12 protein-coding genes are annotated in these 14,453 nt (G+C 68.0%); 1 reads left to right on the forward strand and 11 read right to left on the reverse strand.

Translation table 11 applies throughout. The features are described 5' to 3' along the window. Nucleotides 1–12: 12 nt before the first annotated feature. Nucleotides 13–1,080: an L-glyceraldehyde 3-phosphate reductase gene (mgrA, locus tag AKG07_RS07160; protein ID WP_053097088.1), complete on the reverse strand. Its 1,068-nt coding sequence runs from the start codon at nt 1,078–1,080 to the stop codon at nt 13–15. A 9-nt stretch (nt 1,081–1,089) separates the two neighbouring features. Beyond that, the gene (rsmA, locus tag AKG07_RS07165; protein WP_053097090.1) at nt 1,090–1,959 is read right to left on the reverse strand and encodes a 16S rRNA (adenine(1518)-N(6)/adenine(1519)-N(6))-dimethyltransferase RsmA; all 870 of its coding nucleotides are present in this window, start codon (nt 1,957–1,959) and stop codon (nt 1,090–1,092) included. A 55-nt stretch (nt 1,960–2,014) separates the two neighbouring features. Between rsmA and AKG07_RS07170 the strand changes: the two genes are divergently transcribed. Beyond that, the gene (locus AKG07_RS07170; protein ID WP_053097091.1) at nt 2,015–3,274 is read left to right on the forward strand and encodes an MFS transporter; all 1,260 of its coding nucleotides are present in this window, start codon (nt 2,015–2,017) and stop codon (nt 3,272–3,274) included. On the opposite strand, the gene AKG07_RS07175 is transcribed toward AKG07_RS07170, so the two are convergent. The 9 genes from AKG07_RS07175 to AKG07_RS07215 form a co-directional block, all read right to left on the reverse strand. Then, nucleotides 3,253–4,125, reverse strand: coding sequence for a TatD family hydrolase (locus tag AKG07_RS07175; protein WP_053097092.1), 873 nt, complete (start codon nt 4,123–4,125; stop codon nt 3,253–3,255). The genes AKG07_RS07170 and AKG07_RS07175 overlap by 22 nt on opposite strands. 2 nt (nt 4,126–4,127) lie before the next feature. Beyond that, complete coding sequence (gene metG, locus AKG07_RS07180) at nt 4,128–5,705, reverse strand: methionine--tRNA ligase (protein ID WP_053097093.1); 1,578 nt, start codon at nt 5,703–5,705, stop codon at nt 4,128–4,130. A 38-nt stretch (nt 5,706–5,743) separates the two neighbouring features. Next, nucleotides 5,744–7,285 (reverse strand): molybdopterin-dependent oxidoreductase, encoded by a 1,542-nt coding sequence (locus tag AKG07_RS07185; protein WP_053097094.1) that lies wholly within the window; start codon nt 7,283–7,285, stop codon nt 5,744–5,746. A 43-nt stretch (nt 7,286–7,328) separates the two neighbouring features. After that, complete coding sequence (locus tag AKG07_RS07190; protein WP_053097102.1) at nt 7,329–8,498, reverse strand: glycoside hydrolase family 1 protein; 1,170 nt, start codon at nt 8,496–8,498, stop codon at nt 7,329–7,331. 12 nt (nt 8,499–8,510) lie between these two features. After that, a complete protein-coding gene (locus tag AKG07_RS07195) occupies nt 8,511–10,235 on the reverse strand; it encodes an ABC transporter ATP-binding protein (RefSeq protein ID WP_053097103.1) in 1,725 nt (574 codons plus the stop codon). Beyond that, nucleotides 10,232–11,146, reverse strand: a complete 915-nt coding sequence (locus AKG07_RS07200) for an ABC transporter permease (RefSeq protein ID WP_053097105.1) — start codon at nt 11,144–11,146, stop codon at nt 10,232–10,234. Before AKG07_RS07200 ends, AKG07_RS07195 begins: the two co-directional genes overlap by 4 nt. Beyond that, on the reverse strand, nt 11,143–12,123 hold the full coding sequence (locus tag AKG07_RS07205) for an ABC transporter permease (protein ID WP_053097107.1): 981 nt from the start codon (nt 12,121–12,123) through the stop codon (nt 11,143–11,145). Before AKG07_RS07205 ends, AKG07_RS07200 begins: the two co-directional genes overlap by 4 nt. Beyond that, on the reverse strand, nt 12,120–13,784 hold the full coding sequence (locus tag AKG07_RS07210; RefSeq protein WP_232224459.1) for an ABC transporter substrate-binding protein: 1,665 nt from the start codon (nt 13,782–13,784) through the stop codon (nt 12,120–12,122). The genes AKG07_RS07205 and AKG07_RS07210 overlap by 4 nt, the downstream gene beginning before the upstream one ends. Before the next feature lie 178 nt (nt 13,785–13,962). Further along, nucleotides 13,963–14,415 carry a MarR family winged helix-turn-helix transcriptional regulator gene (locus AKG07_RS07215; protein WP_053097109.1) on the reverse strand — a complete coding sequence of 151 codons (453 nt, stop codon included), beginning with the start codon at nt 14,413–14,415 and terminating at the stop codon, nt 13,963–13,965. Nucleotides 14,416–14,453 lie beyond the last annotated feature (38 nt).

Here is a 14,453-nt window from a genome sequence, read left to right on the forward strand (position 1 = left end):
TCGGTGTTCCCGTCACAGCTCCGTCGACGTCGCCCACAGGTCGACGTCGATGGCACCGGCCGCCTCGTCGATGCGGCCGAGCTCGTCGTCGGTGAATGCCGGACCGTTGACGGCGGCGATGTTCTCGTCGAGCTGCTCGGGACGCGATGCCCCGACCAGTGCGGAGGCGACGACCGGGTTGCGCAGCGTCCATTGGATCGCCATCTGCGCCAGGGACTGCCCGCGCTGCTCGGCGATGACGTTGAGCGAGCGGAGGGTCTGAACGGCGGCATCCGACAGCGGCGCATCCGGCAGCGAACCGCGCTTCTGCGCACGGGCGGCCGTGCCGTCGCCGAGGTACTTGTCGGTGAGGAGCCCCTGCGCGAGAGGTGTGAACGCGATCGCACCGACGCCGGACTGCTCGAGGGTGTCGGTGAGGCCGTCTTCGACCCAGCGGTTGAGGATCGAGTAGGCGGGCTGGTGGATGACGAGCGGGGTGCCGAGGTCGGTGGCGACGGCGACGGCCTCGGCCGTGCGCTCGGCGCTGTACGACGAGATGCCGACGTAGAGCGCCTTGCCCTGGCGCACGAGCGTGTCGAGCGCCCCGATGGTCTCGGCGACCGGCGTCACGGGATCGGCGCGGTGCGAGTAGAAGATGTCGACGTGGTCGAGGCCCATGCGGGTCAGCGACTGCTCGGCGCTCGCGAGGATGTACTTGCGGCTGCCGAAGTCTCCGTACGGACCCGGCCACATGTCCCAGCCCGCCTTCGACGAGATGATCAACTCGTCGCGGTAGGGGCGGAAGTCCTCGGCGAAGATGCGACCGAAGTTCTTCTCGGCCGAGCCGTAGGGCGGGCCGTAGTTGTTCGCGAGATCGAAGTGCGTGATGCCGCGGTCGAAGGCGTGACGCAGCAGCGCGCGCTGGTTGTCGAGCGGGATGTTGTCGCCGAAGTTCCACCACAGGCCCAGCGAGATGGGCGGCAGGAACAGCCCCGAGGTGCCGACCTGGCGGTACTCGAACTGCTGGTAGCGGCTCTCATCGGCGGCGTACGGCCGGTGGAGCTCAGGGACGTTCGGACGGAAGCGGGGGGACTCGGTCACCGTGCCAGATTAGCCGGTGACGGCGGCGTCTTCGATCTGCGCGACATGCTGAGCGACACGATGGTAGTCCTCGACCGTGAGATCCTCCCCGCGAGCGGTGGGGGCGACTCCGGCCGCGATCAGCACTTCGGATGCCGCGGCGGAGCTGCCGAAGAGTCCGGACAGCGCCTGACGCAGCATCTTGCGTCGCTGGTTGAAGGCGGCATCCACGATCTGGAACGTGCGACGGCGCTCGTCCTCGGGGCCGCGCTCGCCCTCCCAGCGGTCGAACCCGACGAGCAGGCTGTCGACGTTCGGGACCGGCCAGAAGACCTGACGGGAGACCGTGCCCGAGAGCTTCCATTCGCCGTACCAGGCGGCCTTGACGCTCGGCGAACCGTAGATCTTCGACCCGGGCTTCGCGGCGAGACGCTCGGCGACCTCGGCCTGCACCATCACGACGCCGCGCTTCAGGTAGGAGAAGTTCTCGAGGAAGTGCAGCAGCACGGGGACCGAGACGTTGTAGGGCAGGTTCGCGACGAGCACGGTCGGCTCGCCCGGCAGCTCCGTGATGCGCAGCGCGTCGGCATCGACGACCGTGAGCATGTCGGCGGGAACGCCGTGCTCCTCGGCGGTCTGGGCGAGCCGGGCGGCGAGCCGGTGATCGATCTCGACAGCGGTGACGGATGCGCCGGCCTCGAGGATCGCGAGGGTGAGGGAGCCGAGCCCCGGGCCCACCTCGACGACCCGCTCCCCCGGCTGGACGCGGGCGGCGTGCACGATCTTGCGCACGGTGTTCGCGTCGACGACGAAGTTCTGTCCGAGCTTCTTGGTCGGGGTGACGTCGAGCTCAGCGGCGAGGCGGCGGATCTCGGTGGCGCCGAGCAGGGTGACTGTCATTGCTCCATTGTCCCCCACCCCCGCCGGTGTCCGAGCCGCCCAGTAGTCTGCTGTGATGCCCTCCCTCGGTGAACTGATCGCACCACGGCGCATGGGCAGGGATTTCCGCTGGCTGCTCGCATCATCGTGGACGAGCAACGTCGGAGACGGCGTCGCCCTCGCGGCCGCTCCCCTGCTCATCGCGTCGATGACGTCGTCGCCCATCCTCGTCGCGTCCGGGGCGATCCTGCAGTTCCTCCCGTGGCTGCTGTTCGGGCTGCACGCCGGAGCCATCGCCGACCGGTTCGACCGTCGGCGCCTCGTGATGTTCGCCAACGCGGCACGGGCCGTGGTGCTCGCGGGGCTCTGCGCGTTCCTGCTCACCGGAACCGCGAACATCTGGATCGTGCTCGCCGTGGCCTTCCTCTACGGCACGGCGGAGGTCTTCGTCGACACCGCCGGCAGCACGCTGCTGCCGATGCTCGTGAAGCCGGCCGACCTCGGCATCGGCAACGCGCGGCTGCAGGCCGGGTATCTGGTCGCGAACCAGTTCGCCGGGCCGCCGCTCGGCGCGTTCCTCTTCGCCGCCGGCGCGGCGTGGCCGTTCCTGCTCGAGATCCTCTGCGTCCTCCTCGCGGTCGTGCTGATCTCGCGCATGGCCCGCACCCCCGTGCCGCCCCGGTCAACGGGAGACGGCGTGAAGTCGCACGTGCACACCGACATCGGCGAAGGACTCCGCTGGCTGTGGCAGAACCCGCCGGTGCGGATGCTGGTGCTGATCATCCTCGTCTTCAACGTCACCTGGGCGGCCCCGTGGGGCGTGCTCGTGCTCTATGCCACGGAGTATCTGAACATGGGCGCGGTCGGCTACGGCGCCCTGACGACCGCCTCGGCGGCCGGAGGAATCCTCGCCACCCTCTGCTTCGGCTGGCTCGAACGCCACGTGTCGTTCGCGACGCTGATGCGCGTCGTCCTCTCGCTCGAGGTGCTGATGCACCTCGCGTTCGCACTCACCACCGCGGGCTGGGTGGCGCTCGTGATCATGTTCGCGTTCGGCGCCTACGCGTTCGTGTGGGGCACGATCTCGACGACCGTCCGCCAGCGTCTGGTCCCCGCCGAGCTGCAGGGCCGCGTGGCCTCGGTCAACATGGTCGGCGTGTTCGGCGGAATGGTCATCGGCCAGGCCCTCGGCGGGGTGATCGCCCAGGTCTGGGGTCTCACGGCTCCGTGGTGGTTCGCCTTCGTGGGCGCCGCGCTGACCCTTGTCCTGGTCTGGAAGCCGATCTCGCAGATCGTCAGTGCCGCACCGGCGGATCAGTCGGTGAACGAGCCGTAGACCCGCAGGGTGTTCGCGGCGAGTCGGGTCGACAGCTCGTCGACCTCGATGCCGAGCTCCGCCGCCATGAACCGCACCGTGATCGGCACGAGATAGGGGGCGTTCGGACGACCGCGCAGCGGCGTCGGGGTGAGGAACGGCGCATCGGTCTCGACGAGGATGCGGTCCAGGGGCGTCACCTTCAGCGCGTCGCGCAGGTTCTGCGCGTTCTTGAACGTGACGTTGCCGGCGAAGGACAGGTGGTAACCCGCATCCGCGCAGATCCTTGCCATCGCATCGTCGCCGGAGAAGCAGTGGAAGACCGTCCGCTCGGGCGCCCCGACGCGACTCAGCGTCTCGAGCACCGCGTCATGCGCGTCACGGTCGTGGATCTGCATCGCGATGCCGTGATTCTTCGCCAGCGCGATGTGCGCCTCGAACGACTCGAACTGCGGCGCTCGGCGCTCGGGCTCGGTGCGGAAGAAGTCGAGACCCGTCTCGCCGATCGCCCGCGTTCGCGGGTGCGCCGCGAGCTCGTCGATCACCGCGATGGCCTCATCGAGACGACCCTCCTCGGCGTAGGCGGGCGCATCATTCGGGTGGATCGCGACAGCCGCGAGCACGCGCGGGTCCGACTCGGCGGCCTCGACCGCCCACCGGGACGACTCGATGTCACCCGATGCCTGCACCACCCCGGCGATACCCACGGCCGCCGCACGATCGAGCTGCTCGGTCAACGAGAGCGGCTCATCGCCGTCGAGGATCTCGAGATGCGCGTGATTGTCGTAGACGGGCACGGCAAGGGGCTCCGGAGCCGCGGGGTACCGGAGATCCTTGCGTCCGTCGCCGTCTCGCTGCTGCACGTACGTCATGCTCAGGCGGTGGACTCCACGCGCGGGAACAGCGGGGTGAGACCGTTGACGCTGGTGCCGGGACGCAGCACGCCCCAGGCTCCGGCCTCGCGGATCGGCTGGTCCTGCAGACGTCCGAGGCTCTCTGCGGCGCCAAGGGCGACCCAGAGCTTCTCCGTCGACTGCGGCATCACGGGCGAGAGCAGCACGGCGAGCGCGCGAAGTCCCTCGGCGCACGTGTAGAGAACGGTGCCGAGACGGCCGCGCTGAGACTCGTCGCGTGCCAGTGCCCACGGCTCGTTCTCCGTGATGTAGCCGTTGAGAGCGTCGACGATCGTCCAGATCGACGAGATGGCCTCGTCGATGCGGAACTGCTCGATCGCGGCATCCGCGTTCGAGGCGGCATCCGCGACGATCCTCTGGATCTCGAGATCCTTCTCGGTGTAGTCGGCGGGCGGCGGCACGATGCCCTCGAAGTACTTCTCGATCATCGCCGTGGTGCGCGAGGCGAGGTTGCCGAAGCCGTTGGCGAGCTCCGCCTGGTAGCGGGCCGAGAGGTCCTCCCACGAGAACGAGCCGTCCTGGCCGAACGCGATCGCCGAGAGGAAGTAGTAGCGGTAGGCGTCGGATCCGAAGACGTCGGTGATCTCGGTCGGCGCGATGCCGGTGAGCTTCGACTTCGACATCTTCTCGCCGCCGACGAGCAGCCAGCCGTGCGCGAACACGCCCTTGGGCACATCGAGCCCCGCGGCCATCAGCAGAGCCGGCCAGATCACCGCGTGGAAGCGCAGGATGTCTTTTCCGACCACGTGATAGGCGGGCCAGCGGCGGTCGAAGGTCTCCTGATCGGAGCCGTAGCCGACGGCGGTGGCGTAGTTGAGCAGCGCATCGACCCACACGTAGATGACGTGCGACTCGTCCCACGGCAGCGGGATGCCCCAGTCGAACGTCGAGCGCGAGATCGAGAGGTCCTTGAGACCCTGACTGACGAAGGAGACGACCTCGTTGCGCGCCGAATCGGGGCGCACGAAGTCGGGCTGGGTCTTGTAGAGCTCGAGCAGACGGTCCTGGAACTCGCTCAGCTTGAAGAAGTAGTTCTTCTCCTGCAGCAGCTCGAGCGGCTTCGAGTGGATGGCGCAGACCTTGAGGCCCTCGAACGGACCGGTGCCGTCGACGATCTCGGACTCGGGCTTGAACTCCTCACAGCCCACGCAGTACAGCGCCTCGTACTCGCCCGCATAGATGTAGCCACGGTCGTAGAGACGCTGGAAGAACGTCTGCACGTTGGTCTCGTGGCGCTCCTGCGTCGTGCGGATGAAGTCGTCGTTCGCGACGTCGAGCGTCTCGAGCAGGGGGAACCACGCCTCGGTGACGAGCTTGTCGACCCACTCCTGCGGAGTGACGTTGTTCGCGGCCGCGGCACGGAGCATTTTCTGGCCGTGCTCGTCGGTGCCCGTCAGCATCCAGGTGTCATCGCCGCCCTGCCGGTGCCAGCGCGCGAGCGCGTCGACCGCCACCGAGGTGTACCCGTGACCGATGTGGGGCACATCGGAGGGGTAGTAGATGGGCGTGGTGATGTAGAACGATTCGCCTGCGGGCATGGGGACAATTCTAGGTGGGATGCAGGGGGTCGTTACGCTCAGGCGACAGACACCTCGATGCGGTGCCACCCCTGGGCGCCGTCGGGCACGACATCGGCCGGATCCGAGGTCTGCGTCTCCCCGTCGGCGCTGATCGCGCGACACTCGATCGTGTGCGCTCCACTCTCGGCCGCCCAGTCGAGACGCCACTGCACCCAGGTGTCGTCGGAGATCGCGGCGCCGAGCTCGGCGCGACGCCACTCACCGTCGTCGATCCGCACCTCCACACCCTCGACGCCCACGTGCTGCTGCCACGCCATGCCCGCGATGACGGCGTCGCCGGCCTCGATCCTGGTCCCCCGCCGGGGCACGTCGATGCGCGACTGCAGCTTCACCGGTCCGCGCTCCGACCATCCGCGGTCGGTCCAGTAGGCGGTCGTGCGGTCGAACCGGGTGACCTCGAGGTCCGTCACCCATTTGGTCGCCGACACATAGCCGTAGAGGCCCGGCACCACCATGCGCACCGGGAAGCCGTGTTCGAGAGGCAGCGCATCGCCGTTCATGCCGACCGCGAGCAGGGCATCGCGCTCGTCGGTGAGCGCCTCGATCGGCGTCGAGGCCGTGAACCCGTCGGATGAGGTCGACAGCACCATGTCGGCGTCGGGATCGACTCCCGCTCTCGCGAGCAGATCGCGCACCGGATGCCCGAGCCAGAGGGCGTTGCCGATCAGGTCCCCGCCGACCTGGTTCGACACGCAGGCGAGGGTGACGTGCGACTCCTGCATCGGCAGCGCGACCAGTTCGTCCCACGTGATCACGATCTCGCGATCGACCATCCCGTGGATGCGCAGCGACCAGTCGGCCGGGTCGATGCGCGGCACGATCAGTGCGGTGTCGATGCGGTAGAACTCGGCGTTGGAGGTCACGACAGGAGCCAGGCCGGGGATGTCGAGCTCTGCACCGGCCGGCACCATCGGCGCGGGGGCGGCAGCCTTCGGCAGCCGCAACGTCGAGCGGATCGCCTCGATCGACCTGGTCGCGCCGCGGGCTGCGCTGCCGATGACGAGCGCCACGACGCCGGTCGCGGCGACGCCGGCGGTCCACAGCAGGAACTGGCGGCGTTCCTCATGCTCGGCGCGGAGATAGGGGATCGGATGCACCTTGCGCATGAGCAGCCGCAGCGCGACGACCGCGGTCGCGCCGGCGACGAGACCGGGGAGCCAGGCGAAGGGGCCCGCGCCCGGACGGATCATCGCGGCCACCAGCGCCAGCACGCCGAGAGCGGCGAGGATCGCGGATCCCACGCCCGCGCGGCGGGATTCCAGGATGCCGGCGAGCGCGGCGACCCCGACGAGCACCACCGCTATCCCGGTGATCAGCGCCACCTTGTCGCCGGTGCCGAACAGTGCGATCGCCGCATCCTTCGCCCAGCTGGGGGCGAGATCGATGAGACCGCTGCCGATCACGGCGAAGGGGCTCGCGCTCGGCTCGACGATCGCTGCGACCAGCTCTGCCAGGCCGACCGCGACGACGGCCGCGCTCAAGCCGGCGGCCGCCGATCGAAGCCTGTCTCCGCGCTTCGCGCGGACTGCGTGGGTCATGATCAGAGCGTAACCCCGGGGCTGGGCCCCGGGGTCGTGCGGCTCAGAGCCCGTTGCGGCGTGCGACCTCTCCGAGCCAGGCGAGCGAGGGCTTAGGCGAACGCTCGAACGTCTCGTGATCGAAGCCGATCAGGCCGAAGGTCGGGCGGAATCCGCTCGCCCACTCGTAGTTGTCGAGTGCGCTCCAGTGCTGGTAAGCCTTGACCTCGATGCCGTCGGAGATGGCACGGTGGAGTCCCTCGAGAGCACCCTGGGTATAGGCGATGCGCCGCGTGTCGTCGCCGGTCGCGATGCCGTTCTCCGTGACGAGCACCGGCACGCCGCCGCTGCGCTCCCACGCGCTGCGCACGCCCATCTCGAGCGCCTCGGGGAAGAACTCCCAGCCGGTGAGCGTGGTCTCGACGTCGTCGGCGACCGGACGCGGACCCTCGGGGCCGATGAAGGTGCGGGTGTAGGCCTGCACGCCGACGAAGTCGTCACCGGCCGACTGATCGAGGTACCAGTGGTCGCGGGGGTCGCCGTACTCGGCCAGCATCTCGTCCGCCCCCGGCTCGCCGGTGGAGTGGAAGGCCTGCGTCGCGATCGTCCATCCAGCCTGCACGCCCGAGACGGAATGCAGGATCTCGGAGGCCCGGTGGTGCGCGTCGAGCAGCGTGTCCGCGACGGCGAGGTCGGGGTTCGGCAGTCCGAAGGCGACGAGGTTCGAGGCATCCTCTCCCCCGGCGAGCATCGCCGCGATGTTCGGCTCGTTGATCGTGCAGACGTAGGTCACGCCCTCGAGGATCGGCAGCACGGTCTCGACGTAGCGGGAGAACAGGTCGACCGCGTCGTCCGCACGCCAGAAGCCGTCCTTCTGGAACCACTGCGGCACCGTGAAGTGCATCAGCGTCACCGTCGGGTCCAGACCGTTCTCCCTGGCCGTGTCGATCATGCGGCGGTAGTGATCCAGCATCGCCCGCGACACGAAGCCGCGCTCGGGCTCGATGCGCGCCCACTCCATCGAGAAGCGGTACGAGTTCAGACCGGCATCCGCCAGCAGCCGCATGTCCTCCGGGTACCGGTGGAAGTGGTCGGCGGCATCGCCCGAGGGCTCCACCATCGTCGAGCCCGGAGCATGCTCCATGGCCCACCAGTTGCTGGTCGTGTTGTTCCCCTCCACCTGATGGGCTGCGGTCGCAGCGCCCCAGAGAAAGCCGTCAGGGAATGTGAGCACGAGTGCTCCTCTCTATTTCGAGATTCGGGATGGGTTGGGCACGGCGTCGAGCAGCTGCACCGTGTACGGGTCCTCCGGATGCTGGAGGACCTGAGAGGTCTCACCGCGCTCGACGACGCGACCGCCGTTGAGCACGAGGATGTTCTCGGTGACGAGCCGCGCGCTGAGCAGGTCGTGCGTGATGTAGAGCATGCTGATGCCCCACCTCTCGCGCAGGTCTTCGAGCAGCGCGAGCACTCCGGCACGCAGCGACACGTCGAGCATCGACACCGGCTCGTCGGCGATCAGCACCTGCGGATCGCTCGCGAGCGCCCGGGCGATGACCACGCGCTGACGCTGACCGCCTGACAGCTGATGCGGCAGCTTGGCCGCGAACTGCTCGACAGGTGTCAGGCCCACGGTCTCGAGGAGCTCGAGCACGCGGGCTCTCGCCTCGTCACCGCGCAACGGCGTGTAGTTGCGGATCGGTCGGCTCAGCGCGTACTCCACCGTGTGCAGCGGGTTGAGCGCGGCATACGGATCCTGGAACACCATCTGCACGTCCTTGCGCAGGTCGCGCAGGCCCGCACGGCGCAGGGCCGCGACGTCGACATCGCCGAAGCGCACCGTGCCCTCGGTCGGCTTCTCGACACCGGTGATCAGCTTCGCGATCGTCGACTTGCCCGAACCGGAGGCGCCGACGAGTGCCAGGGCCTCGCCGGGTTCGAGTCGGAACGACACATCGTCGACCGCGGTGACGGGCTGCTCGCCCCGACGCGGAGCCGGATACCGCTTCGACACGCCCTCGACCACGATCGCGGCGTCCGCCCGGCGCGTGTCGCGCTGCGACACGGTGGGCAGGGTCTCGGTCAGGTCGGTGCGTGAGCGCCCCTCGCGACGGCGCGTGCCGAGGTCGACGAACCCGGGGATCGAGATCGACTCGGCCCGAGGATCGGCGTAGTGGCTCAGCAGCATCCGCGTGTACTCGTCCTGAGGACGCTGCAGGATGTCGAGGCTCGGCGCGTCTTCGACGATCCGACCCTCATGCATGACCATCACCCGATCGGTCGCCTCGAGCACGATGCCCAGGTCGTGGCTGATGAGGATCGCGGTGAAGTGCTCGGTGCGCTGGAGGTCCTTGATGGTGTCCATGACGGCGTGCTGCACGAGCACGTCGAGCGCCGTGGTCGGCTCGTCGAACACCATCAGCTGCGGCTCGAGCGACAGTGCCAGCGCGATCGAGGTGCGCTGCCGCATGCCGCCCGAGAGCTCGCTCGGGTATCTGGCCAGCACTGCGGGGTCGAGACCGACCTTGCCGATCAGCTCGCGCGCCCTCGCATCCCGATCGCCGCGGGCCACGTGTCCGTGCGCGGCGAAGATGTCGCGGAAGTGGTTGCCGATCGTGCGCACCGGGTTCAGCGCGTTCATGCCCGACTGCAGCACCATCGCGAACCCGCCCTGGCGCTGACGGCGCAGCTCCTCGGCGTCGAGCTCGCGGATGTCGCGCCCGTCGAACAGGATGCGCCCGCCGCTGATGCGAGCCGGCGGCTTCTGGAGCCGTGTCAGCGCGAAGCCGAGCGTCGACTTGCCCGAGCCGGACTCGCCGACGAGACCGACGAACTCGCCGCGACGCAGCGTGAACGAGACGTCCTCGACGGCGGTGACCGGCGTGGTGCCGGGCGAGGCGTACTCGACCGACAGGCCCTGGACATCGAGCAGCACGTCATCCGTGGGGATGTTCGCTTCCATGGCGCTCATCGGCCCTTCCCCTCTCGCAGGCGCGGATTGGAGATCCCATCCACGCCGAAGTTGATCAGTGTCAGGCTCAGGGCGAGCAGGGCGATGCAGAGACCAGGGGCGAACAACAGCAGCCACTGCCCGGTGAGCAGCGAGTTGGAGTTCTGCGCCCAGTAGAGCATGGTGCCCCAGCTGACGATGCTCGAGTCGCCGAGCCCGAGGAACTCGAGGCCCGCCTCTGCGAGGATCGCCGCGGTCGCCGCTCCGAAGAGCGTGCCCGCGATGATCGAGGTCATGTTCGGCAGGATCTCGCGGAACACGATGCGCGCCCTGCTGTCACCCGAGAACTGCGCCGAGGTGACGAAGTCGTTGCCTCGCAGCGACTGCGTCTGGCTGCGCAGCACGCGCGCACCCCAGGCCCAGCCGGTGACGACGATCACCGCGATGATCATCAGGATGCCGCCGTTCTGCAGGTACGCGGCGATCACGATCATCAGCGGCAGACCGGGGATCACCAGGAAGAGGTTGACGATGAAGCCGACCACCTCGCCCAGGAATCCGCGCATGTAGCCCCAGCTGAGCCCGATCAGCACTGCGACGATCGTCGAGAGGATGCCGGCGGCCATGCCGACCAGGAGGCTGATCTGCGAGCCGTAGATCAGCTGACTCAGGACGTCTTCGCCGGCGGCGGTGGTGCCGAGCCAGTGCGCGGCCGACGCGTCGGCGTTGCGCTCGAAGGTGTTCTCCTTCGGTCCGTACGGGGCGAGCAGCGGAGCGAACACCGCCACCAGCACGAACAGACCGAGGATGATGAGGCCCAGACGGGCCTTGCCGTTGGACCAGAGGGTGCCCACCATCCGGGCGAACGAGCGCCACGGGCTGGGAGCCGCGATCCGGTCGGAGGGAACCTTGACATTCATGGTGGAGGTCATCGGCGGGTCCTTGGATCCAGCACGCCGTACAGGATGTCGACGAGGAAGTTGGCGACGAGCACGCTGACGGTGATCATCAGGAAGAGCGCCTGCATGAGCGGGTAGTCCTGCCCGATCACGGCGTTGAAGAGCAGGTATCCGATGCCGGGATAGCCGAACACCTGCTCCACGAGGATCGATCCGCCGACCACGCCGCCGAGCGTGAGCCCGAAGCCGGTGAGGTTCGGCAGGATCGCGTTTCGTGCGGCATAGCGGAGGGCGATGGTGCGACCGTGCAGGCCGTTCGCCTCGGCGAACGTCACGTAGTCGTCACCCAGGGTGTTGATCATCGCGTTGCGCATGCCGATGATCCATCCGCCGAGAGAGGTCAACAGGATCGTGACCGCCGGGAGGATCGCATGCTGCACGAGATCGATGAAGAAGTCCCAGGTGAAGCCCGGCGTGGTCGTCGCCGAATACGCGCCGGTGGTGGGGAACCAGTGCAGCACGTACCCGAAGAAGAACAGCAGCAGCAGCGCTGTCCAGAAGTAGGGGAAGGTGCTGAGGAAGGAGCCGGTCAGCGTCGGCAGCGAGTCCAGCCACGTGCCGCGGCGCCAGGCGGCGGCGGTGCCGATCAGGGTGCCGATCACGAACGCGAGGATCGTGACGATGCCGACGAGGCCGATCGTGTACGGCAGCGCGGTCGAGACCATGCTCGACACGGTCTGAGGGTAGAACGTGTACGAGACACCGAAGTCGAGTCGTGCGACCTGACCGAGGTAGGCGACGTACTGATCCCAGATCGAGCCGGTCGGCACACCGAGCTGCGCCTCGATCGCGGCGCGCGTCGCATCGGACACCGGGCCGTTCTGCGAGAGCTTGGCGATGGCGGCGTCGGCAGGCGAGCCGGGCATCAGCCGCGGAAGGAAGAAGTTCAGGGTGATGGCCGCCCACAGCGTGAGGACGAACAGCCCGATCTTCTGGAGGACGTACTTCATCGGTCGTCCTCCTTCACGCGCTCGAGCCGGGTGAAGATGCCCAGCGGTGCCGAGTCGTAGTTCTGCGGGATCATGTATGGGTCATCCTCTGAGGGCCAGCCGGTGAACTTGGAGTCGTTGAACAGGCCCCAGATGCCGCCGTAGTAGAGGCCGATGACCGGCATCTCCTCGTAGACGATGGCCTGCAGCTCCTGCACGATCTCGGTCTGGCGGGCGGGGTCGACCGTCTCGCGATACTCGGCGAGCAGCGCGTCGGCCTCATCCGACCGGTACCGCTCGAAGTTGTTCGCGGTCGTCTCGCCGGACGGCACGTAGAACTCGCTCGAGAGCAGGTTGTTGTATGCCTGGTAGACGTCGCCGTTGCCCATGCCGCCGATCGCCATCTCGAAGTCGCCGTTGCTGATGGCGCTCTGGTATCCGGCCGGCTGCGGGAGCTTGAGCGTCACCTTGACGCCGACGTCGGCAAGCTGGCTCTGCACGGTCTGCGCCGCGCGGGTCCAGTCGGAGAATCCGTTGGCCGTCGTGAGCGCGAACTCGAGCTGCTCGCCGTCTGCACTCACCAGCCGGTCGCCGTCGAGGGTGTACCCCGCCTCGGCGAAGGCCGCGAGTGCGGCATCCCTGTCCTGCGTGATCATGCCCTGATCGGGGATGCCGGGGTCGAGGAACTCCTCCTGGTTCGGGAGCACGAGGCCGGTCTGCCCTGCGGGCTCCATGTAGCCCTCGGAGGCGGTCTCGGCGATCTCCTCGCGGTCGAGCGAGAGGGCGATGCCGCGGCGCACGTTCACGTCGTCGAACGGCGCGACCTCGAGGTTGGGCATCAGCGCGATCACGCCTCCCGGCGGGAACCACCAGTCGTTGTTCTCACTGGCCGCACCCCACGTGCCCTCGACGTCGGAGATGAACGAGTACGCCCAGTCGTAGCCGCGGGTGACGGTGTCGAGCTGCGAGTTCGTCGACGGCAGGATGATGTGCTCGATCTCGATCTTGTCGGCCTGCCAGTAGTCGGGGTTCTTGTCCATCGAGTACTGCTGGTCGTTGTAGTTGCCCAGCACGAACGGGCCGGTGCCGACCGGGTTCTCATTGCGGTACGTGCCCGGGTCCTTCACGTCCGACCAGAGGTGCTCCGGCACGATCATGGTCTGGCCGAGGATCGGCAGCGAGGGCGCGTCATCGGTCTGCAGGTGCATGATGACGTCGTCGCCGTCGACCTCGACGGTCTCGAGGTGCTGCCAGGCGCCCTTGATGTCGAGGGAGGGGTTGTCCTTCAGCAGCTGGAACGTGAACGCCACGTCGTCGGGTGTCAGCTTCTCGCCGTCGCTCCACTCGACGTCATCGCGGATCGTCATCACGACCGTCCGGGCATCGGGCTGCGACCATTCGCTCGCGAGCCACGGGTTCTCGGTTCCGTCGAGCGGGTTCACCAGGATCAGGGGCTCATAGATCCACCGCGACGCGGTGCGCGTGTTGGTGAGATACGGGTTGAAGTTCCGCGTGAAGAACGGGTTCCCCTTGTCCGCGTTGATGAGCATCGTGTCGTCGCCGATCGATGGATCGGGCTGCGAACTGATCTGGATGCTGCAACCGCTGAGCACGACGGCCGCTGCCGCCAGTCCCACGATCGCGGCTCTCCGCCAGCGCCGGAGCATGTGCGTCTTCGCCACACTGCCACCTCATGTCGTCTGTGTCATGAAGGGGGTCCCACGGGTCGGGGCACCCCGCGGCCGAAGCCGCATCAGCAATTGTAAGCGCATACATTTGGCGGCTGCAACCCCCTCGCATGACACCGAGAGCCCCCACTCCCCTGCGACGACCGGCGTGGGAGCGGTGTCAAATCCCGTCTCAGTGGGGGGCGCGGCGCAGCGAGTCGATCATGCTGCGCAGAGCGCGGAGCGCGGCGGACTGCTCTGCCGGGGTCATCCCGGTCAGCATCCTGACCTCGACCGAGCGGACGGCGGCCGTCGCCGCGGCGAGGCTCTTCCGCCCCTTCGGCGTCAGGCTGGTCGGCAGCACCTTGCCGACCGGAGCCTCGTCGGCCCGCGAGACGAATCCGTCACGCTCGAGAGACTGGAGGAGCACGTTCATCGACTGACGCGTGACGAACGCACCTCGGGCGAGTTCCGAGTTCGAGAGCCCAGGTCGCTGAGCGAGGAGTTCGAGACACGAGTAGTGGGTGATCGTCATGCCGAGGGGCTTCAGCACTTCCTCCATCGCGATGCGGAGAGCGCTCGACGCCTCCTTCAGCAGGTAGCCCAGCGAGGTGTCGAGGTCGATGCCGGCTCGGTCTTGACTCATGTCAGTATTCTGACATAGATTCAGACATGTCAGATAAC

It is taken from the genome of Microbacterium sp. CGR1, from assembly GCF_001266755.1.
GTDB lineage: Bacteria > Actinomycetota > Actinomycetes > Actinomycetales > Microbacteriaceae > Microbacterium.

Excerpts from the sequence above, each read along its gene's own strand:
- AKG07_RS07215 (WP_053097109.1), bottom strand. The coding sequence starts at position 14,415 with ATGAGTCAAGACCGAGCCGGCATCGACCTCGACACCTCGCTGGGCTAC.
- AKG07_RS07200 (WP_053097105.1), bottom strand. The coding sequence starts at position 11,146 with ATGACCTCCACCATGAATGTCAAGGTTCCCTCCGACCGGATCGCGGCT.
- rsmA (WP_053097090.1), bottom strand. The coding sequence starts at position 1,959 with ATGACAGTCACCCTGCTCGGCGCCACCGAGATCCGCCGCCTCGCCGCT.
- AKG07_RS07195 (WP_053097103.1), bottom strand. The coding sequence starts at position 10,235 with ATGAGCGCCATGGAAGCGAACATCCCCACGGATGACGTGCTGCTCGAT.
- metG (WP_053097093.1), bottom strand. The coding sequence starts at position 5,705 with ATGCCCGCAGGCGAATCGTTCTACATCACCACGCCCATCTACTACCCC.
- AKG07_RS07175 (WP_053097092.1), bottom strand. The coding sequence starts at position 4,125 with ATGACGTACGTGCAGCAGCGAGACGGCGACGGACGCAAGGATCTCCGG.
- AKG07_RS07170 (WP_053097091.1), top strand. The coding sequence starts at position 2,015 with ATGCCCTCCCTCGGTGAACTGATCGCACCACGGCGCATGGGCAGGGAT.
- AKG07_RS07205 (WP_053097107.1), bottom strand. The coding sequence starts at position 12,123 with ATGAAGTACGTCCTCCAGAAGATCGGGCTGTTCGTCCTCACGCTGTGG.
- AKG07_RS07185 (WP_053097094.1), bottom strand. The coding sequence starts at position 7,285 with ATGACCCACGCAGTCCGCGCGAAGCGCGGAGACAGGCTTCGATCGGCG.